Below are 19347 nucleotides of genomic sequence, written 5' to 3'. Positions count from 1 at the left end.
AGCAAGCAGCATTAATATAAAGATTCACCAAAAAATAAACTAGCCGGAGACACGTATTGTGTCTCCGGCTTAAATCAATTAATTACTATCCAATAATCTGTTCTTTGGTCTGCAATGGCGTTGGAATATCCCCTTTATTCAAGCCCAGGGCCAGCTGCTGAGAATCCAGTTCATTCTCCCAGCGGGAAACTACGACTGTTGCAACCCCGTTGCCGATCAGGTTTGTCAGAGCCCGGGCTTCGGACATAAACCGGTCAATTCCCAGAATCAGGGCCAAGCCGGCCACCGGTACTGTCGGAATAACCGACAGCGTTGCCGCCAGGGTAATAAACCCACTGCCGGTAACGCCTGCCGCACCTTTGGAGGTGACTAGCAACACCGCGAGCATTGTGAGCTGTTGCCCCATGGTCAAATCCGTATTAGTCGCCTGCGCTACGAAAATAGCGGCCATGGTCAGATAGATAGAGGTTCCGTCCAGGTTAAAGGAATATCCTGTTGGAATTACCAGACCGACCACCGACTTGGAGCAGCCCAGTTTTTCCATCTTATCCATCATTCGGGGCAACACGCTCTCTGAAGAGGATGTGCCCAGGACAATCAGCAGCTCTTCTTTGATATACCCAATAAATTTAATAATGCTGAAACCGGAAATCCGGGTAATCAAGCCCAGCACTACAAATATAAACAACACACAGGTCAGATAGAAGCTTCCCATGAGTTTTGCCAATGGAATCAGGGATGCCAGTCCATATTGCCCGATTGTAAAGGCGATGGCACCAAAAGCGCCGATCGGAGCGGCTTTCATGATAATCCCGACAATCTGAAAGAAGCCGTGGGATACTTCGTCAATGATTTTAATAATATTATTTGCCCGTTGCCCCATAAGAGACAGCGCAATACCAAAAAGTATGGAAAACAACAGCACCTGCAGGATGTCACCCTTCGCAAAGGCATCCACCACACTATTGGGGATGATATTCAGGATGAAATCGGTCGTGCTTTGTGATTGTGCCTTAGAGGCATAAGTCGCGATTGCTTTGGTATCCAACGTGCTGATGTCGGCATTCATCCCGACGCCAGGCCGCACCAAATTGACCACTGTCAAACCAATGATGAGGGCCAGGGTAGATACAATCTCGAAATAAAGCAACGCTTTTCCACCCACGCGTCCCACTTTTTTCATATCCCCCATACCCGCTATCCCCAAGACAACGGTGCAGAAGATAATGGGGGCAATGATCATCTTGATTAGTTTGATAAACCCGTCCCCCAGCGGTTTCATGCTGGCACCGGTTGCGGGATAAAAATGCCCCAGCAATACGCCAACGGTAATGGCCATCAACACCTGTACATACAAGATTTTGTAAAATGGTTTTTTCATAGTTGTTCCTCCTTTGTTAATGTTTATTTAAACAAAAACGGTCTAAGGGGAACCAACCACTAATTTGCAATTATGCAATTAAATTAAGTGGTCGACCCTTTTACCCCTTGCTCTCCCTGTCATGAGGACATCTCCAGGCGCTTCAGCAGCCAACACGGGTCTCTAATGCACAATGTTGCTGCGTCTTCGCGATGTTACCGTCACAACTCTTAGGAGTGCAATACAAAGATTCTCTATCCTCCCCTCTTATAATAGTAAGGAATTTCCATTCGTCAATACTGCTGCAAATTCCTTCATCAAGTTTGCATAATTATTTATATTTGTAGGTATTTTTTTGCAAAAAAAGAGCATCCCAGTCTCTGCAACCAGTCTGCCCCTGCTTCAACGGGATCCATTGCCCAAATCTCAATGCTATTACAACTATCATTACTCTACACTGCCGACATGTACCGGTATATCGGCAGGGCGATGCAAGCTGCTGCTATTAAATATACGACAAAGCCGCCTGTCCTATTACCATTTCGCATCAGCCACCGGCCAAACATAAAGGCATGCACTGCCGCCGGGACAGCTAAAATCATGAGAAAGATCAATCTTTTGCCTCCCTTCGGATTGGCTGGGTCTTCCGCATAAGACCGGTTCGCCGGAGTTCAGTGTTCACCTTGACTGTTAATGTCGCCTGAGAAAATCGCTGATCCCAGTCATAGTTTTTTAGTTCGCCCATAGTCAGGAACTTTGGCCTGATGAAGTAGCCAAAATCGACGACATCTGTCCCCCACGCCTGCGTACGGGCAAGCATGTCGACAATCTGCTGCTGCAGCGTATTCGAGACTTGCGTTTCAAGCAGGTTTAGGTATTCCTTGGATTCATATGCAATACCGGTGGGAAGACCGCTGATTTCGCCCTCTAAGAGGACATCAACGTTGATAACAGGTTCTTCTCCGCTAATGTCTATGTCGATTTTAGGGGCTCTGCCATTGCGAATGCTCATCGTTACCAGGTGTTTCGTAGCCAGTGGATCCGGGACTGACAGAAAACCATAAGAGAATGTATTAAGCAAAATACTGAGCGCTCGTGTTTCCCCGGTATCTAAAAAACCGACCATTTTATCTTCTTTAAATACTGCCGTCCCCATGAACTCAGTGGCATTGCTGCCTTGTCTTGGCACATCTCCCGGCAGGTAGGTCTTGGTCTTGCCACCTGGTTGGATATCGGCAGCCTGGTCTTGGCCGGAAAGAGGGTTTAACCCATACCCAACGGCAAGCGGGGCTCCACTATTGGACTTCAGGCGGGTATAAAACTCTTGCAGGTTAAATGAGATAAAATAGGATGTTTCATCATAGTTACGCATGGAGTTATGTATCCAGCGCGAGACTATCGACTCTAACGGCGGCTTATTTGCCTCGAAAATATCGAGGGCTTTTCCGGTACAGACTATAATAAAAATTGTTCCTCTGAATTCGCGGAACCGTAAAAGTGGGCCAATCAAATCCTCAATACCATGGCGGGCAAGGTCTTCACTGATTACAATAGCTGTCACCTGGGATAAATTGACCCCCCGTGACATGCTGGCGTTCAATAGATTCCGGGCCTCTGCCAACGAAGGCGCTTTAATGGTTATCAGCGTCGAGGAATCTTTCCCGCCACTCCCATTTTCTGATCCGGCAGCCTGAGCGGCTGGTACCGCAATACGATAGGTAACTAATAAGTCCCCATCCTCAGCCCGGTCAATGCCGATTGAGATAACCCAGGCAATTTCATCTGTCTCCCGCGCCCCGTTATTGCTACAGCCGGTTGTCAGGATACATGTTATCAAAAGAATCATTACGGCAAATCGCATCTTCTTTCCCGACTCCTTTTCAGTGCCGCAACCAGCAGGACTAGCGTTGTGATGATAAACCCCGGTGCTAAAATATTCTCAAAGAGAATGTGCTCCAGTGTTGAGACGATTCCCGCATCGGGAGGCATGGTGGCGATATTAATCATGATCAGCCCAAGCGGGAGCAATAAGGGTTTGGGGGTAGGCAGCCTGAACAGCCGGGCGATGATATATAGTGTGCCATATAAACATGTCGCAATCCCGAGAATGCCGATAATTACCCAAAGTATGATGAACAAGGCTTCTAATCGTTGGACATAGCGATTGATATATATCAGGCGGGCCATTTCGTAAAACGGCAGTGTTTTCTCCAACCCAATTGCAGCACTGAAGCTCGCCACATAGACTGCATTGGCCAGTGACCGGATGATACTGCCGCCGCCAATACCGTAAAGCATCGCTGCCTGGATAGTTTGCGGGTTCTGAAAAGCGGGAGCAAGAATCAGTAAAAGGACGATCGGTACACTTGCCCCCATAAGCTGGATGGTGGGTTTGACTACTGAGGGTAATCCGCTGCCCAGTACAGGGAAAAGATATAACGGTTTTAACACCGGGATGAGGCCTGCAAACGCTAACAATACGCCGCCGATAGCGAACGGGAGTATCAGGTAGCTGGCCCGGGCAAGGCCTTCTATACCAAAATAGACCAGCAGCATCACCATCAAGCCATAATATAAGACAATTTTGGTGAATTCTGCACGAGGGAGAGCGGTAAGCAAGGTATTCTCAGCAAATTGCCTTGTCCATAAGCAGGCGATTGCATACATAGAAAACAGATAGAAAAAGCTGATTGCGTAAACCCCAATCCGGCCCAGCAGCTGTTCTGACAATGACATTAGATCGCCACCATACCGCTTGAGCAGTGATTGCTGAATCCAGATCAGAATACCGGCTGCCAATCCGCTGCTGAGGGGTATTACCCAGCTTAAAGGGCCAGTGGTCTCAGCAAGATCAGCCGGGGTTGACAGAAACAACAGCGGAAAGGTGATCGAATACACTAATCCCATACCTTCCGCCATACCCATGCGGCCGCTTTGGTAGCTCATTGCTGCTTATCGCCTCCAGAGGCTGGGGGGTTTTTCTTCCATTTGCGGCTGATGGTCGGCTGGCGACGACTGTCTTTGGTGTTCAGTTCATCAGGTCTATTTTCCTGGTTATACACTTGTCCCCTGATAACAACATCATAGCCCGCAATGGTTTTTGGCCCCAGCGGCACCATATATGGCACGCCAAAAGACTTCATTTGGCACAGCAGGACCACCAGGCCGAGCCAGGCCATTGCCAGGCCGACAAGCCCTATTGCTGCCGTAAAGATATAAAAAATAAAGCGAACAATCCGGACGGCTGCTGCCATGCGATATTCCGGGATGGTAAATGAGGCCAGGCCGGTAATAGCGATAATGACAACAACGATTGGGCTCACAATACGGGCGGTTACGGCTGCCTGGCCAAGGATGATGGCCCCCACGATACCGATAGTCGGCCCCAAAATGCCGGGAATCCTGATCCCCGCCTCGCGGATCAGCTCAAAAGAAATATCCATAATTAGAATCTCGAACCAGGCTGGGAACGGAACGTTTTCCCGGGAGCCGGCGACAGCCAGCAGCAGTTCTGTCGGCATGGCTTCAGGATGAAAGTAGCTTATGGACAGATAGAGTGAAGGCAGGACAGTTGCTATCAGGGCCCCAAACAAACGTAAGGTACGTATTAGGTTGGTAATGCCGGATTTTAAGCTGAAGTCTTCACCAGAATGAAAGAAGCTCAGGAAAGATACCGGTAAAATCTGGGCGAAAGGATTACCCTCCAAAATAAGGGCGACACGCCCCTCTGTTAGATGGGAGGCCACCCGGTCAGGCCGTTCGGTGGACATTGTTTGTGGAAACACGATGGTTGGAGAATCCTCAATAAACTGTGTCAACTGCGCCGAGTCGCTGATATAATCGGTTTCAATTCCCTGAAGCCGCCGCCGGACTTCGTCCACCAGCGAAATATTGACTATGGAATCAATATACATGATGGCACAGTTAAGCTGCCCGCGGGTGCCAACGATAACCATCTCGGTAATAAGGTCACTGCTTCTTAGCATAGACCGTACTAGCCCGGTATTGGTGCGCAGGTTTTCGCTAAAGGCAGCCAGTGAGCCACGAACCGTTTGTTCGGTCTTGGGCGAATCAACACTACGATGCTCCCAGCCTTTGGTTTCGATAATAATTGCTTCAGCAATCCCGTCGATGATGAGGGCTGTATCACCGGTGTTAATGCTTTCCTGCAGACTTTTTAACGTATTTACCCGCCGTACCTGACCATTGGGAATGACCTTTTTTATAATCTGCCCGATTGTGTCCCCGTCGTAGAGCTGACTTTGGGTCCCCATCAGCGGTTCAAGCACGAAACGGTTGAGTTTTTGGCTGTCAACAATCCCTTCCATATAGATAATCAGGCCTGCCGCACTTTGACATTCTCCCACCGCAATATCTCTGATAACTAGGTCTTTATTGCGGGGAAGCCGGTAAATGCTTGCCAGAGCCTGCCTATTTTCCTCCAGGCTTGTGCCAATTCCAGCGTTGGCAGGGTCTTGACCATATTCGTAAGCATAGATTACCGGCGACAGTTCCTGCCATTGCTTCTCCAGCGCTGACAGTTCGGCTTTGAAGGATTCAATCCGGGTAATTAACGAATCCTGATCGATAGCAGCTGATACCTTTTCTATATATAACGTAAGCCGTTGGGCGAATTCTACCATTGCCGTAAGATGACTCAGATCGACCTCTTCTAAAGAGTCTGGTTGTTCGCACTTTTGGGCAGTATCATATGGCCTTGTTTCATCTAAGACGAAGAGGTCCGGGGTTGTCGGCGGTGTGTAGTCGATTAGCTGCTTAGACCGCTCCCATACTTTAGCAAACATATTCTTTGTCATGAGATACCCTCATTTTCCTAGTATTGGTAGTATTCGTAAAAACGGCAACTTTATTCGGACAAAGAAAAAACGCAACCATCTCATAGTTGCGTTTTTTCCGGAGAATCATTCAGTTTTATTTATCACAGATGCTGGAGCAACCTTCTTCTCGGCCTTTTTCTTCTTTTTCTCTTTGTTCTTCGGGCTTTTGTCTCCCATATCGAACATCTCCTTTTTAACGATAAACCTAGGTAAATTATACCACAGTTCATCATCCGGCATGGTGATGCCCAGGTCCATATCGCGGCATACTCGATGCTGTAGACAGCTGAGTCCTGCAAATAGTATCTTTTTGATAGAAAAGCTTACTATCTCGTTAGAATACTGAGCTCGGCTAATAAAATCAAAGGGCTTCGGACCTTATTAAAGAATAACCGTAGACCAACAAAGCTTTTAGCCCAGCATACTTGGCAGTAAGCCTTTGCGTAGCATAACATAAGCAATCGAGCGGTCAAAGTGAAAAACAGGGATTCTTCTTATAGCTAAATGATTGTTAAACATTGCAAATCCGTATTGAGTGGAAAACCCGCCGATATATCCGGCTTGTGTAGCAGCCTGTGTGGTATCTGGCCGATAGCTGCCACAGGGATAAGCGATAAAGTTAACCGGCTTTCCTAACGTCTGTTCTAACGCAAACTTAGACTGATTCAGTTCGTTAGCAACCTCCTGGGGGGATAATTCCGCCAATTGCCGATGGGTAACGGTATGTGAGCCAAAGTCCATGCCGGCAGCTTCCATCTCACGGATTTGGGTTGCTGCCAGACGATCATTATTTCCCATCATGCCTGTAATGATATAGAAACTCGCTTTCATGGAGTATTTTTGCAACACCGGAAAGGCATTGGTATAATTATCGAGATAGCCATCATCAAAGGTAATAATAAGCGGCTTGTCGGGAAGTTGTAAATGGCCGCCCCACAAGCGTTGTTTAACCTGCGCAAGTGACAGTGTATTATAGCCTTCCTGAGATAGGCTTTCCATATCTTGCTCAAACCGTTTGGTGCTGATTGTTAAATCGTCAGTCTCAGGACCAACACGATGATAGAGCAAGACAGGTATGCTGTTGATCAGTTGATCAATAACCTTATATTCAGGAACCAAAGACAGACCTAACAGGGCCGTCATCGTACCTATGCCCCCTGCTATAAACTGACGTCTGGTAATCATTAGAATACATCTCCCTCAAATGATGGAACTCACGTTTCTTAGTGTTATTTACTTATTGTCTATCCCTATTTTACTGCAAAAACAGCTAACTGTCACTTGTCATAATTACCTTATTGTTTACTTTTCAAGCAAAGGTACTGTGAGGCTCCCCATAGGCATAAGTGTGATACTGGGCTGAGGCCCTAGTTTAGTGAAGGCCAGTTCCAATGCCGCTACGATATCCCTGGCCGGTGTAAAGAGCAGTAGTTGAACAAGCTCCGGCGCCATCGACGAAACCAAAATAAACTGGGCTTTTTTCATCAAGCGTGTGACCGCATACGCTTTATGGGCACCAATCTGGAAATCAGCCCTAATGGCGCTTTCCACTTGTTCTGGCGTTCTATACTGCTGCATTGTCTGTTCATATGTCGCTGAACCAGAGCCCTCCGCACATTCTCCCAGGATAATCACCACACCGCCTTCCCGTACCGCACACCAGGCATTATCCATCGTCTTCTGTAACTGATACACGTTGATATCCTTGGGGAAACCGCCACAGGATGCAATCACTAAGTCCGCTTCTTGCTGTATCCGGGCCCCATATACTTCTTCAACAAGTTTGCAGCATTGCAGATGTGCCTGAATATAGTCTCCGGCAAAGACTTTGAGGAATTCTTTCTTCTCATTAAGTACGACGTTAAGCAAAAATGAAGGACGGCACATTTCAGTTCCCTCTACCTGGTCATGATAGATTGGATTACCCGCTAACTTACCAATTACGGCATGGGGATCAAGCATCAGGCTATGGTTTTTTCTAACAGTCTCATAGTAGGCAACACCCGGGAGAATAGCCTTGCGCCCGCCGCCAAAGCCCGCAAAAAAATGATGTACTACACTGCCGGTGCACACTATATGATCAACCTCGGTCACACGTTTATTAATAAAGACCGGTGTACCGTAGGAGGTCTCTCCCAAATAAGCAAACTGGCTTTTATCCTTACAGTCACTATTATACATCTTAACACGTTTAGCCACTTCCGGCCCCACTTCCCCTACCATCTCCGTTTCAGTCATCAGGCGATGGGTGCCTAAAGCAAAAACAATGCGCATATCTTTATCCGGAACCCCTGCCGCATTCAGCTCATCCAGCAAAGTCGGCATAAAAATGTGGCTGTTGGCTACCCTGGTTGTATCATTGACAATGAAAGCCACTGTTTCCCCAGGTTTGACAATATCCCGTAACGGCTTAGAACCAATCGGGTTACGAATAGCCTCCCTGACCGCTGCTGCCGGATCAGGCAATACCGGATAATTATTAATATAAAGCTCGTTAATTACTAAAGATGCATCAATAGAAAAACTGACTTTACCCCTGCCGTATTTATATGTATAATCCTTTTTCATATGAACCGCCTCTCAAAATCTATTCATTAACTTTATACTCTTAATTTACATTATTTTTCTCACAAACTAAAATAACAATATTAAATATACTGATAGTCTCTAGCTATTAAGCCGGGATTATGTATGCTAGGCATGTTATAGACACTGCAACAGAAACAGGGCTCCCCCTTGACATAGAGAATCGGTTCATGATATTATAGTGCCAAAATTATACATAATCTATATACTACTCATCGACTAAGTAGCTGATCGGTAAATGAACTGAAGGCTGGGCAGAAATAAAATCTGTACCGGTTTTTTTTATTTTGAAAACAGCAGCCTACTTTCTTGTTGTTGACTTGCTGCAACAAATAGCGGTGGACATGCCGGAAATGGAGTATTGATATGAGCGTTGATTTTTATACCACAGGGATGATTGAGGACAGTAAGCTAACCTTTGCAGTGATATGTGCCAGCTTTAATAATCAGTGGATTTTTGTCCGTCATCGAGATAGAGATACCTGGGAAATTCCCGGCGGGCATCGCGAATACGGCGAAACCATTATCGAAACAGCTAAGCGGGAACTATTTGAGGAAACCGGCGCACTGCAATTTGATTTGGATATTATTTCTGATTGTTCAATAGAAATATATGGTGGAACACGCTATGGAAGACTATTTTATGCAGAAGTTCAGAAAATAGGTAAATTGCCGCCGCTGGAAATAGATCAAATCGAATATTTCACTGAAATTCCTGACCATTTGACGTATCCGCATACTCATCCATATTTATACAGGAAAGTATTATTGAGAGGTACACGCTTATGATTAATTACACACCAATTGGTACCATTCATTCTCCATTTAAAGAACCAAAAGGAACACCTATTCAGCCAACAGCAGCGCTGGATATTGCCGGTGTCATTGAAATAAACCCCGAATATGCTGAAGGGTTGAAGGATATTGAAGGATTTTCTCATCTGATTTTGATTTACCATTTCCATCTGTTGAAAGGTTCATCGCTATTGGTAAAGCCTTTCCTGGACAATGAATTACACGGAATCTTTGCTACACGATCCCCAAGCAGACCGAACCTACTTGGTTTTTCGGTAGTACGTCTTACCAGGGTTGAAGGAAACAAACTTCATATTCTGGACGTAGATATTGTAGACGGAACCCCGCTTTTGGATGTAAAACCATATGTATCCAAATTTGATAATAGAGAAACTGTAAGAAACGGCTGGTTTGAGAAAAATATCCATAAGCTTTCCATAACAACAGATGACGGACGCTTTGTAAAATAAGGGCCTTTGTGCCACAAAAGGGGCTGCCTCAATTATTTATTGAGACAACCCCTCGAAAACTAGTTATTTACGTGCTTTATCAATACCATCAAGTACTTCCTTAAAATCCGTGCCATATTTATCAATTACTGGTTTAACAGCTGCCTGCCAAGGTTTGAGATCTTTTACCTCAGTGATTGTTACACCGGCTGCACGAACTTTGGCTTCAGCTTCTTTTTCAGTCTTAGCCCAAACTTCTCTTTGATAGTCTACCGAGTCCAAAGCGGCTTGTTTAATAAGTTTTTGATCCTCGGGGGTCAGTTTATCCCAGGCAACCTTACTGATTAATAAAACCTCAGGAATCCGCTGGTGAGCATCAATTATATAATGCTTAGCTGACTGATAGTGGTTTTGGGCAACAAAAGTCGGGTAATTATTTTCAGCGCCGTCAATTACGCCAGTTTGTAAAGCACTGAATATTTCACCTGCCGGCATTGGAGTTGCACTGCCACCTAAGGCAGCAACCATTTCCATGTTAATTTTATTTTGCATAACACGAATTTTTAAGCCTTTTAGACTGTCGATACTGGTAAGTGGTTTAACGGAATAGAAACTACGGGCACCACCTGTATAATAAGACAAACCTTTCATTCTTGATGGTTGTAAATCGTTTAACATCTTTTCGCCCATTTCACCTTTAAGAAATTTCCACATATGGTCTTCATTATCAAAAATATAAGGTAATGAAAATACACTCATTTGTTTGTTAAATTCCCCTAATGGTGATGCACTTACCCGTGTAAATTCAATAGCACCTAATTGGACTTGTTCAAGTACAGCTTTTTCTTCCCCTAATTGTGCTCCGGGGAAAACCTCAATAGTAATACGACCATTTGAACGCGCTGCAACCAACTCGGCAAATTTCTTGTCACCCAAAGTTACCGGATGTTCAGCCGGATTACTTTCAGCCAGACGGAATTTGTACGTGGCTCCATCTTTTTTGGCATCAGCTTGCTTGGAATCATTTTGCCCACAACCTGTTAACAGCATAGATGCGGTTACTACCACAGATAATGCTGCAACCAAAATTTTTTTTGTGTTCATATACTATCCCCCTTGTTTTTTTGGGAGTTATCCCCTATGAGGTTTAACAAGTCTAACATACTATAGAACACATCTCTCAGTAGATTATATAGAAAATATCAGCTATTATCCTGGTTCATAATGCAATCTAAAAATTCGGAATATTAATTATATTTTATGGTAATAAAACAGTTAATAGAATAGTGATTTTTTAGATAATTTTGTGTTTTATTTAGATTTTATATAAAAAAATAACCGCCTCCCGACTAAGGGTTGCGATTATCCGGTGTAAACAAAATCCCGCTCAACGGTTTCCGATTGGCCAACTGAAGAGGCCTCCTGTTACTTATAAAACGCTAGCTAAGCGCCGGGTTCATGGCTGTCCGCTTTTGTTTTCCCGGACCTGATGCCGATAATCGGGAAGTTCCAACCATATTTAATACAACAGATGCGCAGACCGGTTGTAATTACAAAGCAGAGGTATAACGGGATATTGCCGGCAAAATAAAATTGCGAATAGTAGAAGCTGATCGCGCCCACAATGGTAGTGATGGCATAGACCTCCTGGCGAAAAACATACGGAATTTCTTTGACAAATACATCCCGCATAATGCTGCCACCAATGCCGGTGATGACGGCTACAGTTGTTACAATAATCACCGAATCTAAATTCTGCTGCAGTGCAAGCTTGGCGCTGGTTGCAGTGAAAGCCCCCAAACCAATAGCGTCAAATATCTGGATCGTATATTTAAATTTATCAAGCCAGCGATAGGTAAAACAAACGCCAATCGTGGCGATAGAGCTAATAATAAAAAAGGTAGGATCGCGAAAGGTGAGCGGCGGGGTATTGCCGATAATTACATCCCGCAAAATACCGCCGCCAATAGCAGTAGTAATCGCCAATACCAGGACACCGAAAACATCAAGCCGCTTTTGTATCCCAGTCAAAGCGCCTGAGATAGCGAAAGCGATGATCCCTGTAAACTCAAATACATTCCAAGCTGTCATTTGTTCATTCTCTCCTATAATTAACTGTACAGGTAACAAAAACCCCTATAACGACAGAGTGTTATAGGGGTTTCCGGTTGGATACTTATTCTATAATCTGGTCTGGTGTTGATTATTTGATTGGCAGTTCTACTCTACAGTCACGCTCTTGGCTAGATTCCTCGGCTTATCAACATCGCAGCCACGGGTAACCGCAGCATAATAGGCTAATAGCTGCAATGGGATCACTGCTAGAATCGGCGTGAGGAATTTATTAGTGGCAGGGATAAAGATGGTATGGTCAACGTATTTTCCGAGTTGCTTATCACCTGCGAGGCCAATGCCAATGACGACAGCATCGCGGGCTTTGACTTCTTTGATATTGCTAAGTGTTTTCTCATAAACGTCATGCTGGGTCGCCAATGCAATGACCGGCACACCTTCAATGATCAGCGCTAAGGTGCCATGTTTGAGTTCACCGGCAGCATAGGCCTCGGCATGGATATAGGATATCTCTTTGAGTTTTAACGACCCTTCAAGCGCTACGGCATAGTCTAACGAACGACCGATGAAAAACACATCTTCATTGAAACCGTATTGCTGGGCAAAGGTTTTAATTGGCTCAACATCCTCTAACAGCTCATGGGCCTGGTTTGGCAATTCACGCAGGGCGTGGCACAGTTCATGCACCTTATCCTGAGCCAGGGTGCCTTTGATTGCTCCCATATAAATGGCCAGCATTGCCATAACAACAAGCTGGGTAGTGTAGGCTTTAGTTGAGGCTACTGCAATCTCCGGGCCGGCCCAGGTATAGATAACCTGATCAGCCTCACGGGCGATTGACGAGCCGACAACGTTGGTGACAGCCAGGGTGCGGGCACCTAAATTTTTAGCTTCCTTCAAGGCGGCCAGTGTATCTAGCGTCTCACCGGACTGACTGATAAAGATGGCTAACGTCTGCTCATCAATCAGCGGGGACCGGTAACGGAATTCGGAGGCCACATCGACTTCTACCGGGATGCGGGACAGGTTTTCAATCAGGTATTTGCCGACAATACCGGCATGATATGCGGTACCGCAAGCAACAACGGCAATCTTTTTAATGGGAACAACATCATCTTTGGTCCACTTAAGCTCTTCAAAGGTGATGCCGCTATCATCTTTGGCGACACGGCTGGACATCGTTTCGCGGACAGCTTTCGGCTGTTCATAGATTTCTTTAATCATGAAATGCTCATAGCCGCCTTTTTCGGCTGCTTCAGCATCCCAGTTAACCTCAAATACCTTTTTGGTCACAGGCACACCCTGGCGGTTCATAACCCATACCGACGCTGCAGTCACAATAGCCATTTCGCCATCACTTAGGATATAGGTTTTGCGGGTACGGCTGATGATCGCCGGGATATCGGAAGCAATGAAATTCTCCCCCTCACCTAGGCCAATAACAAGCGGGTTGTCCTGCTTGGTGCAGATCAGTTTTCCAGGCTCATCCTGGCACATAAACACAAGCGCATAAGAACCTTCGATCTGTTCAAGCACTTGCTTAACAGCAGCCTCAAAGTCACCGTTATAGCACTCTTCGATCAGGTGGGCCACAACCTCAGTGTCTGTTTCCGAGGTAAATTTGTGACCTTTAACAATAAGCTGCTCTTTGAGGTGCATATAGTTCTCAATGATGCCGTTATGCACGACAACAAATTTACCGGTGCAATCGGTATGCGGATGGGAGTTGGCGTCAGACGGACGACCATGGGTAGCCCACCGGGTATGACCAATGCCAAGGCTGCCGCGCAAGGGATTCATTTCTACCTTTTTCGCCAGTACATTCAGGCGACCGACGCTTTTATCAACATGGATTTTGCTACCGTCAAACACGGCAATACCTGCCGAGTCATAGCCACGATACTCAAGTTTGCTCAAACCTTCCAACAGGAACGGTGCGGCCTGCTCAGGACCTATATAACCAACAATTCCACACATATATATAAACCTCCTAAATATCGATAGTCAAAACACAAAAAGTTTCCCCTGCTGTCACCTCTGTTGATAACAGCTAGGGATTCTGCACGCTGCCGTTTTGTCCCGCAGGTCGCCCTGTGGCTTTGTCGGCTCAGCTTACGGCTGCAGCAGCCGAGAGGTATCCGCTGACTGCTCGATAAACCTCTTCCTCGTCTGCTTGGATTACATCCAAGCACCAGCGCTTTTCGATTAGTTTCTGTCACAATAGTTGTAATTATCCTGTATTCTTCATATTCTCCCCCCCTTTAATAACCATAGATATGCAAAGGAGCACTATATAGTGCTCCTTGCCATATCTATCTTATTTTAATACAGTTTATTGCATTGGTCAATAACACTAATCCTGTTCCTGTCTAACAATATCGGCGATGCTGCCAACAATGCGTTCCAGGTCAGGTAGTGACGGGCCTTCGGCCATTACCCGGATCAGTGGTTCAGTACCAGAGGGGCGTACCAGTATCCGGCCATTATCACCTAATTCATCCTCACCGGCTTTAATTGCGGCTGCTATATGCGCGTTGTTTTCCCAGCCTTCTTTGCTCTTAACCCTGATATTAACTAAAAGCTGTGGGAATCTTGTCATTACTTTAGCCAGGGCTGACATCTTCTTGCCGCTTTGTTTCAGGGCATCAGCAAGCTTTAACGCCGTAATAACACCGTCACCGGTTGTACTGTGCTGGCTAAAAATAATATGGCCTGATTGTTCCCCACCCAGCACCAGATTGTGTTTTAGCATGGCTTCAAGCACATACCGGTCGCCCACCGGTGTCACGAGGACCTTGGCCCCGGCATTTTTGATAGCCTGGTGCATCCCGATATTACTCATAACTGTAGCTACCAGAGTTTTTTCAGGCAGCATGTTGTGCTTGAGCATCTCCAGGGCGCAAATAAGCATGATTTGATCACCATCAACGGTTTCACCTGTTTCATCAACAGCCAGGCAGCGATCGGCATCACCATCATGGGCCAGTCCCAAATCGGCATTATGCTGGGCAACAGCAACCTGCAACTGCTGAAGATGGGTCGAGCCGCAGCCAGCGTTAATATTGACACCATCAGGACGGTCATTAAGGATAATAACCTCAGCTCCCAGCTTTCTAAAGGCTGCGGGGGCTGCCTCATAAGCCGCGCCATTAGCGCAGTCTAAGACGATCTTAAGACCGCTTAGCGGCTGTTCGACCGTACCAACGGCATAATCGACATATTCCTCAAGCAGATCATGTTTAGTAGTAATAAAACCAACGCTGTCAGCCGTAGGCCGGGGCATCGCATCAGGCTCGGCCTCAATAAGCTCTTCCAGTTCGTTTTCTACGGCATCAGGCAGTTTATAGCCTGTACCGGCAAAGAACTTAATGCCGTTATCAGGGTACGGGTTATGTGATGCCGAGATGACAACACCGGCCTGAGCGCCGTGCTGCCTGGTTAAATAGGCAACCGCCGGGGTTGGCACAACTCCCAGGAGTACAGCCTCACCGCCTGCCGAGCAAATCCCTGCCGCCAATGCTGCTTCCAACATCTGCCCGGAAACCCGGGTATCACGGCCAATATAAAAAACCGGGCGTTTATGTTCCTTGCCAAAATAATAGGTAGCTGCCCGCCCCATTTTAAAAGCCAGTTCAGGAGTAAGTTCGACGTTGGCTAACCCCCGCACGCCATCTGTTCCAAACAGTCTTGCCATATATGTAAATGCTCCTTCCAGGTTGTAGATTTATAATCTAAAAATCAGGCCTTATATACGTGCATAAAACTAATAGCTGCATTCATCCCATCAAGCGCAGCGCTCATAATGCCGCCGGCATAACCGGCACCCTCACCAATAGGATATAAGCCGGCTGTGTTAATTGACACAAAATCCGAACTGCGCACAAGGCGGACAGGTGCTGATGTTCTGGTCTCAACCCCGGTAAGCACAGCACTCGCATGGTCAAAGCCCTTAATCTTACGGCCAAAATCAGGCAAAGCCTTAGCCAGCGTGGTTGTAACAAACTCGGGTAAGCACTGCCTGAGATCGGCAGGGGTTACGCCGGGACGATAACTAGGAGTGGCAAGATATTTCGCACTGCCGCTTTTGCCGGTCAGGAAATCGCCTACTGTTTGAACAGGAGCAGTATAATTATGCCCGCCTAGTGCAAATGCCAAGCGTTCATAGCGGCGCTGAAATTCAATACCGTCAAGCACATTTGGACCATAATCGGCCGGGTTTACGGTAACGGCTAACGCGCTGTTGGCAAGTCCGGAGTCCCGCTTGTACAAGCTCATGCCGTTGGTCACTACACCACCGGCTTCAGAAGCTGCCGCAACGACCAGGCCACCGGGGCACATGCAAAATGAATAGGCCGCCCGCCCTGCTGCCTTATCCTGAAATACCAGCGCGTAGTCAGCCGCCCCCAGCCGGGGATGGCCGGCTGCAGCCCCATACTGGGCTGTATCAATGAGCTCCTGGGGATGCTCAATCCGGACACCGATGGCAAAGGGCTTAGCTTCCATGGCAACCTGTTGCTCATACAGCATCCGGTAGGTATCCCGGGCGCTGTGACCAATGGCTAAAAATAGTGTGTCACATGATATGTGGCGGCTATCATTTACCGTAATACCGGTAAGCTGTCCGTCCTTGCTGGTAATGCCTGTCAGACAGGCTTCAAACTCAACATCGCCGCCTAATTTCACAATCTCAGTTCTGATGTTTTTGACAACTTCCCGTAGTTTATCTGTGCCAATATGCGGTTTGTGAAGATATTTTATCTCAGACGGCGCACCAGCCGCTGTCATAATATCCAGTACTGCAGCCATCCGCGGGTCAGTAACCCGGGTAGTAAGTTTACCGTCCGAAAAGGTACCGGCTCCGCCTTCACCAAACTGTATGTTGCTGGCTTCATCAAGTGTGCCTGTGCGCCAGAAATCAGCGATATCGCGGGCCCGCCGGTCAACATCCCGCCCCCGTTCAAGGAGCAGCGGCTTATAGCCATGTTTAGCCAGCATAAAGGCAGCAAATAAACCAGCCGGTCCTGCCCCTACCACTACCGGCCGGTTATTAAGAGGTATCGCACCAGGCACAATCTCCTCAGTTACTGCCGGACTTAAAAGGACAATATCTTTGTCACCGGCTAACCGGGCTAACGCCTGCCCTGACGGGATTTTTAGCTCAACTGCCAGGGTATAGACAAAATTAATATTATGTTTTCGCCGGGCATCAATCGCCCGGCGGATAATGACCACTTGACTGACTGTATCAGGTGCCAGGTTCAAACGTCTGGCGGCAAGCTGTTCCAGTGGCGTATCATCGGTTAACGGTATGCGAAAATTACTGATTCTAAGCAATAGTTCCTGTCTCCTTTAACGGGGCCCGACTTGAATCGTGACAATGACTGTTCCCTGGGCGCCGGCCAGACCTTCCGGCATTTCAAGTTTAAGTTCCCTGGTGGTATCTTTACTGATATCACTTAAATTAAGCGGTTCGGTATAGATAGCTTCAAGCTTATCAACACCTTTGCCGGGTATGATCTCACGTACTTCCAGTTTCTCGGGCTTGGTCACAATACTCTTAATGACAAGGCCTGACGGCAATTCGCCCTGGGTAACAGGTTTTACGTCAAGCATTTTCTTAGCTATCCCAGCGGTTATACTGACTGCAACACTGGTTTTCTCCGGATAAATGGTAAGCCCTTCGACCTCTTTACCTGCCTGGGTTACCGGTACAAGCGGCGCACCTACCGTAAACTCCGCATTTTTTCCGGCTAAATCAACAGAAGCAATAACCTTTTCCACAGTTCCTACGATATTCTTCGGCCCTTCAACCGTCACCTGCCCATAGGAAGCCACCGCTTTGCCCACAATGGACCCTTTGGCGGCAGCGCCAGTCAGCCTGACCTCAACAGGTACCTGCCGACTGACAGTGGTATCAAGTTTGAACTGGACTTTATCAGGATTGACTTCAACCAATTCCAGGCTTGAAGGTATCACTGCACTGACTTTGATATTGTGACGGCCTTCTGTTAGACCCTTAATATCAATATAGGCCTTGAGGTCTTTATTGAGCACTCCGGCTACGATGCTGCGCGGACCGCGGATCTTTACCCGGACTGAATCAGGCGCATCAACAACAACATAAGAAGTTGCCGCATTGCGCACCTCCAGCGGAATGGTGAAAGACGATTCAATGGGCGGATTTTGCTCATTTATGACATATAGCCATAACACAATCGCCAAAATAATGGCCAGAATTTTGGGTGTAATATTTTTAGTTTCTCCTGGTGCTTTAAAAAACTTATCAAACATTATGAAGGCCTCCAGCTGAATAGATCGCTGAGCGAAGAGGTTTTAGCAATAAATAGCGGCGCAAGGTGTTCTTTCAATTTTTCAGCATCCATATACCGGTGCAGCCTGCCGCCCCTGGCCAGCGAAATGATACCGGTCTCTTCGCTAACAACAATAACGACAGCATCTGTTTGCTCGCTGATGCCAATCGCGGCCCGGTGTCTTGTGCCAAGTTCTTTGTTAAGGCTCCGGTCATCAGACAGTGGCAACAAACAGCCTGCCGCCTGTACCCGGTTGCCACGAATAACGACAGCACCATCATGCAGTGGTGTATTGGGAATAAAAATGTTGATTAAAAATTCACTGGAGACCAAACCATCCACTTTGATGCCTGTTTCAATATAGTCATTAAGCCCGGTTTCACGTTCAAGAACCATGAGTGCCCCAATTTTGTTTTTGGACAAATCAGTAACTGTTCTGCCCAGTTCATCAAATAAGGTAGCTTTCTCCTCAGCATTTAATTGAGCACTATTGTGAAAAAATCGGCCCCGTCCCAGATGTTCAAGCGCACGCCTGAGCTCTGGCTGAAAAACAACAGGCAGAGCAACAAGCACTACTGTCATCGTCTTTTGGAGCAGCCAGTTAATGACGTTGAGCTCCAGCCATTTGCTGATAAGTGTAGCCAATAAAAGGACAACAAGGCCTTTTAACAGCGCCACAGCCCTGGTTCCACTGATCATAATATAGAGTTTGTATAAGAAATAGGCGACAATTACTATGTCAATAATATCTAGGAAACTGATTGTAGAGATTATTCCCCGTATTTGCAATAACATTCTGAACACCTCAAACAGGAGTTAAAATTCCAGTATAACTATAATTCTATTCTACCCAATATCAGGAAAACCTTTTAGATAATTGTCCATTATGAAAAAATAAAGTAAAAGTCCTATGTCCCGATAGACCAAATTAGGCT

General features: G+C 46.5%; 17 protein-coding genes. 2 read left to right on the top strand and 15 right to left on the bottom strand.

Annotated features, from left to right (window positions below; all coding sequences use genetic code 11):
- Positions 1-85: 85 nt before the first annotated feature.
- From VN379_RS02820 to larA, 8 genes are all read right to left on the bottom strand, one after another.
- The gene (locus VN379_RS02820; protein WP_325530577.1) at positions 86-1381 is read right to left on the bottom strand and encodes a dicarboxylate/amino acid:cation symporter; all 1296 of its coding nucleotides are present in this window, start codon (positions 1379-1381) and stop codon (positions 86-88) included.
- A 431-nt stretch (positions 1382-1812) separates the two neighbouring features.
- Positions 1813-1974, bottom strand: coding sequence for a hypothetical protein (locus VN379_RS02815; protein WP_325530575.1), 162 nt, complete (start codon positions 1972-1974; stop codon positions 1813-1815).
- The gene (locus tag VN379_RS02810; protein WP_325530573.1) at positions 1971-3221 is read right to left on the bottom strand and encodes a Ger(x)C family spore germination protein; all 1251 of its coding nucleotides are present in this window, start codon (positions 3219-3221) and stop codon (positions 1971-1973) included. Before VN379_RS02810 ends, VN379_RS02815 begins: the two co-directional genes overlap by 4 nt.
- Complete coding sequence (locus tag VN379_RS02805) at positions 3206-4306, bottom strand: GerAB/ArcD/ProY family transporter (RefSeq protein ID WP_325530571.1); 1101 nt, start codon at positions 4304-4306, stop codon at positions 3206-3208. Before VN379_RS02805 ends, VN379_RS02810 begins: the two co-directional genes overlap by 16 nt.
- Positions 4303-6177: a spore germination protein gene (locus VN379_RS02800; protein WP_325530569.1), complete on the bottom strand. Its 1875-nt coding sequence runs from the start codon at positions 6175-6177 to the stop codon at positions 4303-4305. Before VN379_RS02800 ends, VN379_RS02805 begins: the two co-directional genes overlap by 4 nt.
- Before the next feature lie 105 nt (positions 6178-6282).
- Positions 6283-6456, bottom strand: coding sequence for a hypothetical protein (locus VN379_RS02795; RefSeq protein WP_325530567.1), 174 nt, complete (start codon positions 6454-6456; stop codon positions 6283-6285).
- Between the two features lie 153 nt (positions 6457-6609).
- Entirely contained in the window at positions 6610-7383 is a 774-nt protein-coding gene (locus VN379_RS02790; protein ID WP_325530565.1) for a polysaccharide deacetylase family protein, read from the bottom strand.
- Between the two features lie 117 nt (positions 7384-7500).
- Positions 7501-8766 carry a nickel-dependent lactate racemase gene (gene larA, locus VN379_RS02785; protein ID WP_325530563.1) on the bottom strand — a complete coding sequence of 422 codons (1266 nt, stop codon included), beginning with the start codon at positions 8764-8766 and terminating at the stop codon, positions 7501-7503.
- Between the two features lie 384 nt (positions 8767-9150).
- Between larA and VN379_RS02780 the strand changes: the two genes are divergently transcribed.
- Both VN379_RS02780 and tsaA read left to right on the top strand, forming a co-directional pair.
- The gene (locus VN379_RS02780) at positions 9151-9573 is read left to right on the top strand and encodes an NUDIX hydrolase (RefSeq protein WP_325530561.1); all 423 of its coding nucleotides are present in this window, start codon (positions 9151-9153) and stop codon (positions 9571-9573) included.
- A complete protein-coding gene (tsaA, locus tag VN379_RS02775) occupies positions 9570-10049 on the top strand; it encodes a tRNA (N6-threonylcarbamoyladenosine(37)-N6)-methyltransferase TrmO (RefSeq protein WP_325530559.1) in 480 nt (159 codons plus the stop codon). Before VN379_RS02780 ends, tsaA begins: the two co-directional genes overlap by 4 nt.
- Before the next feature lie 63 nt (positions 10050-10112).
- On the opposite strand, the gene VN379_RS02770 is transcribed toward tsaA, so the two are convergent.
- From VN379_RS02770 to cdaA, 7 genes are all read right to left on the bottom strand, one after another.
- On the bottom strand, positions 10113-11132 hold the full coding sequence (locus VN379_RS02770) for a TRAP transporter substrate-binding protein (RefSeq protein ID WP_325530557.1): 1020 nt from the start codon (positions 11130-11132) through the stop codon (positions 10113-10115).
- Between the two features lie 339 nt (positions 11133-11471).
- A complete protein-coding gene (locus VN379_RS02765) occupies positions 11472-12119 on the bottom strand; it encodes a trimeric intracellular cation channel family protein (protein WP_325530555.1) in 648 nt (215 codons plus the stop codon).
- 129 nt (positions 12120-12248) lie between these two features.
- Positions 12249-14078, bottom strand: coding sequence for a glutamine--fructose-6-phosphate transaminase (isomerizing) (gene glmS, locus VN379_RS02760; protein ID WP_325530553.1), 1830 nt, complete (start codon positions 14076-14078; stop codon positions 12249-12251).
- A gap of 376 nt (positions 14079-14454) precedes the next feature.
- Positions 14455-15795 (bottom strand): phosphoglucosamine mutase, encoded by a 1341-nt coding sequence (gene glmM / locus VN379_RS02755; RefSeq protein WP_325530550.1) that lies wholly within the window; start codon positions 15793-15795, stop codon positions 14455-14457.
- A 44-nt stretch (positions 15796-15839) separates the two neighbouring features.
- Entirely contained in the window at positions 15840-17435 is a 1596-nt protein-coding gene (locus VN379_RS02750; protein ID WP_325530548.1) for an NAD(P)/FAD-dependent oxidoreductase, read from the bottom strand.
- 15 nt (positions 17436-17450) lie between these two features.
- Positions 17451-18392 carry a CdaR family protein gene (locus VN379_RS02745; protein ID WP_325530546.1) on the bottom strand — a complete coding sequence of 314 codons (942 nt, stop codon included), beginning with the start codon at positions 18390-18392 and terminating at the stop codon, positions 17451-17453.
- Entirely contained in the window at positions 18392-19207 is an 816-nt protein-coding gene (cdaA, locus tag VN379_RS02740; protein ID WP_325530544.1) for a diadenylate cyclase CdaA, read from the bottom strand. The genes VN379_RS02745 and cdaA overlap by 1 nt, the downstream gene beginning before the upstream one ends.
- Positions 19208-19347 lie beyond the last annotated feature (140 nt).

Source organism: Sporomusa sp. (assembly GCF_035561255.1).
GTDB lineage: Bacteria > Bacillota > Negativicutes > Sporomusales > Sporomusaceae > Sporomusa.
The sequence above is the reverse complement of the archived record's forward strand: the minus strand, read 5'-3'. Positions and strand labels throughout refer to the sequence as shown.